4 protein-coding genes are annotated in these 6,090 nt (G+C 30.8%); 3 read left to right on the top strand and 1 reads right to left on the bottom strand.

What is annotated here, in order from left to right; all coding sequences use genetic code 11:
• The first annotated feature begins 309 nt into the window (after positions 1–309).
• From ACM55F_RS17460 to ACM55F_RS17450, 3 genes are all read left to right on the top strand, one after another.
• The gene (locus ACM55F_RS17460) at positions 310–642 is read left to right on the top strand and encodes a type II toxin-antitoxin system RelE/ParE family toxin (protein WP_416855102.1); all 333 of its coding nucleotides are present in this window, start codon (positions 310–312) and stop codon (positions 640–642) included.
• 11 nt (positions 643–653) lie between these two features.
• Positions 654–1,745, top strand: a complete 1,092-nt coding sequence (locus ACM55F_RS17455) for an ImmA/IrrE family metallo-endopeptidase (RefSeq protein ID WP_416855101.1) — start codon at positions 654–656, stop codon at positions 1,743–1,745.
• A 271-nt stretch (positions 1,746–2,016) separates the two neighbouring features.
• The gene (locus tag ACM55F_RS17450; RefSeq protein ID WP_416855100.1) at positions 2,017–3,051 is read left to right on the top strand and encodes a toll/interleukin-1 receptor domain-containing protein; all 1,035 of its coding nucleotides are present in this window, start codon (positions 2,017–2,019) and stop codon (positions 3,049–3,051) included.
• 83 nt (positions 3,052–3,134) lie between these two features.
• On the opposite strand, the gene ACM55F_RS17445 is transcribed toward ACM55F_RS17450, so the two are convergent.
• Positions 3,135–6,008 carry a type I restriction endonuclease subunit R gene (locus tag ACM55F_RS17445; RefSeq protein ID WP_416855099.1) on the bottom strand — a complete coding sequence of 958 codons (2,874 nt, stop codon included), beginning with the start codon at positions 6,006–6,008 and terminating at the stop codon, positions 3,135–3,137.
• Positions 6,009–6,090 lie beyond the last annotated feature (82 nt).

The raw sequence follows: 6,090 nt of genomic DNA, 5'->3' as shown, positions 1-6,090 counted from the left end.
ACATCTAAAAAGCCATATAATTACAGTTAAAAATAAGAAAAAAGGAGCAGAAATCAAAGATTTCTGCCCCTTTTTATTAAAAATTAATTCTCAAAAAAGACTTTTTCAGTGGCCTCCAGTGATGTAAGGTCTTTTTTGTTTTTACTAAATACCTCAACTTTCTCCTCTACAATTTTTACATATATTTGTTTTAAGATTAATCCTATAAAAGAGATTTGTAATTTACTTTTAAAAGTATTTACAAAATAAGCATTAACAAAAAAATAATTTTTATTAACACTTTCTGTTAACAAAAAAATATATATTTGCATGAAAATTACGTTTGATGATAACAAATTAAGAAAGTTTGCTAATGACGACCGATTAGCAGAAAATAAACTTGGAAAACGAGAAGCTGGACTCTTCAAACAGCGACTTGATGATTTAACAGCAGCACAAACTTTAGAAGATGTTAGAAATTTACCTGGCAATTACCATGAATTAGTTGGGAACAGAAAAGGACAATGGGCTTGTAATTTAGTCCATCCTTATAGATTAATTTTTGAGCCTCACGAAGACCCAATCCCTACCAATGAGGACGGTCAATATCTCTGGATAGAGATAAAAGGAGTTGAAATAATTGAAATTGAAGATTATCACTAACAAAAAAACAAATGGCAACAATTACCCAATATTATCCTCAAACAGTTTCACATCCCGGAACAACTTTATCAGAAATTCTAACTGAAAAAGAAATGGGAGCAAAAGAATTTGCAGTGAGAACTGGAAAACCTGAAAAAACAATTTCAGATGTTTTGAATGGAAAAAGTAGCATTACGCCTGAAATGGGAATTTTATTTGAACAAGTATTAAAAATTCCTTCTCATTTTTGGATTAACAGACAAAGAACTTATGATGAATATTTAGCACGAATTGAATATCAAAAAACAATAGAAGAAGGTATAGAATGGTCAAAAACTTTTCCTTATGCTAAAATGGCTTCATTGGGTTGGGTTGAACCAACCACAAAAAAAGAAGAAAAGGTTATTAATTTATTTGAATATTTTGAAGTTTCTAATACTAAAGGGTATTACGATTTTTATCATAATCAAAAATTATTAGTCAATTTTAGAATTTCATTAAAAGAAAATGAAAACGCTGGAGCTATTGCAGCTTGGTTAAGACAAGGAGAAATTCAAGCGGATGCTTTTACTATTCCAGAATTTGACAAAAAGAAATTAACTGAAAATTTGCCAAAATTAAAAGCAATTATGGCATCGCAACCAACTGATTTTTTTAGTCAGATACAAGAGTTATGCAATTGTGCAGGAGTAAAAGTGGTTCACACACCTTGTTTACCAAAAGCACCAATTCATGGTTCTACAAGATGGTTAAATGATGTTCCTTTAGTACAATTAAGTGGTCGTTACAGAAGAAATGATATCTTTTGGTTTACCTTTTTTCACGAAATTGGGCATATTTTGCTCCACGGTAAAAAATATATTTCAATTGAAAATATTGAATATGATGGAGAAAACCAAATTTATGAAAATGAAGCTGATACCTTTTCGGCAGATTTGCTATTAAATAAAGAACAAGAAAATGAAATAACCAATAACCCTATTTTAACAGAAAATGATGTTGTTGAATATGCTAAAAAATTCAAAACGCATCCTGCAATTATTATAGGAAGATTACAATATTTTAAATTAATCCCTTTTGGTCTAGGTAATAACTTGTTTAATCCTATTGATTTTTGTTCTTAATACAAAGTAAAATGTATTTCATAGATTTCTATAACAAAGAAAACTGATAGAACTAATGTTTTAAAAAAACTTTCCAGCAATGTAAGGTCTTTTTTGTTTTTACTAAATACCTCAACTTTCTCCTCTACAATTTTTACCTATATTTGTTTGAATCAAAATGATAGCTTATTAAACCAATCTGGCAGAATACAGATGGCTTTGTTTAATAAAATTACATAAATATAAAAAGTTAGTGGCTATTTTATAAAACAGAACTTAATAAAATAAAATAATGAAAATATTTATATCTCACGCTTCTGCAAACAAAGAATATGGCAATTCATTGGTTGAATTATTTAGAGGAATAGGTATAGATGAAGATGAAATTATATTTACAAGTAATGTAGCATACGGAATTCCAATAGGTCAAAATATCTTTAATTGGTTAAAATCTCAAATAAGCGAAAAACCATTTGTTATATATTTACTCTCAAAAGAATATTATTCAAGTATTGCTTGCTTAAATGAGATGGGAGCTGCTTGGATAATTGAAAATGAGCATGCAGTCATTTTTACACCAAATTTTGATATTAGAAGTAAAGAATTTCAAAACGGGGCGTTAGATCCCCGAGAAATTGGCTTCCATATTAATGATGAAGAAAGATTATTATCATTCATCGAACAATTAGGAAAACATTTCAATATTTCTAAAAAATCAGTTATTATCAATCAAAAATTAAAAAAATATTTGAAGGAAATAGATTCATTTGTAAGTGAAAAAAAATTAGAGAATCAAAACATAAAAACTAATATTGAAGAAATAATTTTTGAAACTAAACCGAAAGAAGAAATATTCGAAATAATTGAAGTTAAAAATGATGTAGCTATTACAAATCCCGTTTTAGTTAAAAAAACATTTATAGCAGAAAATGGGATTTATTCAAAATTTGTGAATGAAATTGTTGCTGGCAAACTAAAAGATGATGAATTAATATTATTGAATTACATCCTAGAAACTAGTAAAATCAAATTAATGACTGGCTGGCAAGAAGAAGGTGAACTTCGTATTATCAAAGAATGGGAGGAAATTAATGAATTAAACAACACTCTTTCTAGAAATTACAGCGCAGCAATTAGACGATTCGAATTAAGGGGATATACAGAAATTTCTGCTGTGACTAGCTCTGGAAATCCTAAAGAAGTTAAATTAAAAGCTGAAATTGAATCTAACATTTTAGACCTTTCAAATGAGATTTTAGATATAATAAATAATGCAATATCTAAAAATAAAGCAATTGAAATTAAAAATGAAGATTTACCCTTTTAATATTTTGGAAATCAATTAAGCCTTGATTTTAACGCCAAGTATTTACGATTTCTTTGTAAAAGGAACTTTTATATTCTATGATTTTAATTTCCTGTTACTCCATTAACAAAAGTATCCACAAAGCTTATAATCTTACTCAAAATCCGGTCTCCAGTTTTTTTGCGATGTAAAACAGATGGTTTCTCGCCTTCTATCAATTCTAGGATTTCATCTCGCAATGGTTCTCTCTCGGCAAAAAGGTAATTCTCCAATAGCTTTTCTGTTTTTGCTTCCGAAAGGTTTTCTTCGTTGACCAAGGCTTTGAATGCTTTTATTTGTTCTTCGTTCCAAAATTTTTCAAACTCATCTGGAATGGTATCTGTATCGTCAATTATATGTAAATTTTCCTGAATGAATTTCTCTATCAAGTCACGCTTGCTTCTTAATGTAACTTGGCTGTTTAATAAATTAGAGACTTCTTTTTCAATATTTTCCTTGTCTGCCGCATTGTTTCTAGACTTTAATTTTATCAATAATTGAATGATGTAAGTTACATTGATCGTGTCTCTTTGTATCAATTCCAATTCAAAATCGATATCGTTTAGGATGGATGTTTTTTCCTTATCGGTTTGAATGGATATTTGCTGTTTTAAATCTTGATATTTACCACTATAATCGGCAAAAAGTTGTTCGTCAATATCCAAATCATCCCAAGTGAATTCAGTGTAATGTCCCATTTTTTTATACAATCGCATCATATTTCTAAAGGCTACAATAAACTGCATTTTGTCTTCCTCGGTATATAAATCATCTACAGCACGTACTTGAGGTGCTAATTCCAGCATTTTTTGTGTAGCCGCATTGAATTTCGCCACATATTGCTCATAAGGCTCTACAATAATTTCATCGATGGCTTCTTTGTTACTGAAGAGTGTTATCGCTTCATCGGTTTTATCCTTTAAATTGCGAAAACATACAATGTTTCCTTGTGTTTTGTTTTTGTCGTAAGTACGATTGGTACGACTGAATGCTTGAATCAAACCGTGGTATTGCAGGTTTTTATCGACATACAAAGTATTTACAAATTTGCTGTCAAAACCAGTCAAAAACATATTGGCAACTAATAATATATCGGCTTCTTTTTGTTTTGCCTTTTTGGCTACATCATTGTAATAATTATAAAAACTCTGGCTGTCTTTAGTGCTATGGGCTGTACCGAATGTAGTGTTAAAATCGACTATATAATTGTCTAATATTTCACGGCGATGCGGCTTGGGCTTGTCTCCATATTGAGTTTGGGGTTCGGCAGCGATATCCAATTGCGAATCTTCTATATTGAACTCCATCTCCTCTTCGTTTTGCGCAAAACTAAAAATGGTAATTATTTTTAAATCGTGTTCGCCTCGCTGTTTTTTGGCTTTAAAAATTTCGTAATATTGAATTACAGCATCAATGTCTTGCACACACATCATTGCACAAAAGTTTTTGTTTTGTGTCTTTTGATTATGATGCTGCAAGATATAATCAACAATTGAATTTTTGCGTTCGGGTGCTTCAAATACTTCAGCTTCGTTGATTTGTTCTATTTTTAAATCTACAATATGTTCTTTCTGCTTAAAGGTTTTGATATATTCTACCGAAAAACGCAGTACATTTTCATCCCGAATGGCATCGGTAATTACGTATTTGTGCAAACATTTGCCAAACAAACTTGTGGTTGTTTTCTCGCCATTGGCATTTTCTGCTAAAATTGGTGTACCTGTAAATCCAAAAAGTTGAATTTTGGTAAAATAGCTCACTATGTTTTTATGTGTATCTCCAAACTGCGAACGGTGGCATTCATCAAAAATAAAAACCATTCGTTGGTGCTGAATGTTTTTCATTTTGGAAAGATTTTTACCTGAAATGGCATTGTTCAGTTTTTGAATGGTGGTTACAATAATTTTTACATTCGGGTCATTGAATTTACGAATAAGGTCATCAGTATTTTCCGCAGAACTAACACAACCTTTGCTGAATTTATCGTATTCCTGATTGGTTTGATAATCCAAATCTTTTCTGTCAACGACAAAAACTACTTTTTGAATCGCTGGAATAGTGGATAAAATCTGACTGGCTTTAAAACTGGTTAATGTTTTTCCAGAACCAGTTGTGTGCCAGATATAGCCGTTTTTCTCGATATCATAGCCATTCAAAATGGTGTTTTCTGTTACCTTTTTGATGATGTTTTCTACTGCAAAATATTGGTACGGACGCAATACCATTAATTTCTTTTCGGTTTCGTTCAATACTATATACTTACAGATCATTTTGCTTATGTGGCAAGGTTCTAAAAATGTATCGGCAAATTCGGTTAAAATATTATTGAGTGGTTTATTGTTTTCATCTGTCCAATGAAATGTTTGTAAATATTGTTGTTCAGATGAACCAAAATTGCTAAAATATTTCGTATTCACACCGTTGCTGATAATAAATAGTTGTATAAAATGGAACAAACCTTGTCCGGCACCAAAACTATGTTTTTGATAGCGATTGATTTGGTTAAAAGCTTCCTTCATCTCCAGACCTCGGCGTTTGAGTTCTATTTGTACCAATGGCAAACCATTGATGAGCAAGGTAACATCATAACGATTTTCGTAAGCACCTTTCATTGTTACTTGTTGGGTAACCTGAAATTGATTTTGACACCAATGCTCACTTTGGATAAACTCAAAATAAAGATTGTCGCCATTATCTCTTACAATATGCTGTTTCTGACGCAAGATTTTGGCTTTTTCAAACACCGAACCTTTGTTGAGGATATTGAGCACTTTTTCAAATTCGGAATCGCTGAATTGAATGCGGTTGTGTTTTTCCAATTGCGTTTTCAGGTTGGCTAACAACGATTTTTCATCGGCTATAGCCTTATATTGATACCCTAATTTTTGTAATTGTTCAATGAGTTGCTCTTCTAAAACTTGTTCGGATTGTTTGGACAAAATAGCTGTGAATTATAAGTTATGTCAATAGTAGTTTGAATACTATAGTTCTTACAAACTTACAAAAAATGAAACTAACATA

It is taken from the genome of Flavobacterium melibiosi (assembly GCF_048158545.1).
Classification (GTDB): Bacteria; Bacteroidota; Bacteroidia; order Flavobacteriales; family Flavobacteriaceae; genus Flavobacterium; species Flavobacterium melibiosi.
This window is presented reverse-complemented; position numbering and strand designations above follow the sequence as displayed.

Bases quoted from the DNA above. Each gene is read 5' to 3' on its own strand.
- ACM55F_RS17455 (WP_416855101.1), top strand. From the start codon at position 654: ATGGCAACAATTACCCAATATTATCCTCAAACAGTTTCACATCCCGGA.
- ACM55F_RS17460 (WP_416855102.1), top strand. From the start codon at position 310: ATGAAAATTACGTTTGATGATAACAAATTAAGAAAGTTTGCTAATGAC.
- ACM55F_RS17450 (WP_416855100.1), top strand. From the start codon at position 2,017: ATGAAAATATTTATATCTCACGCTTCTGCAAACAAAGAATATGGCAAT.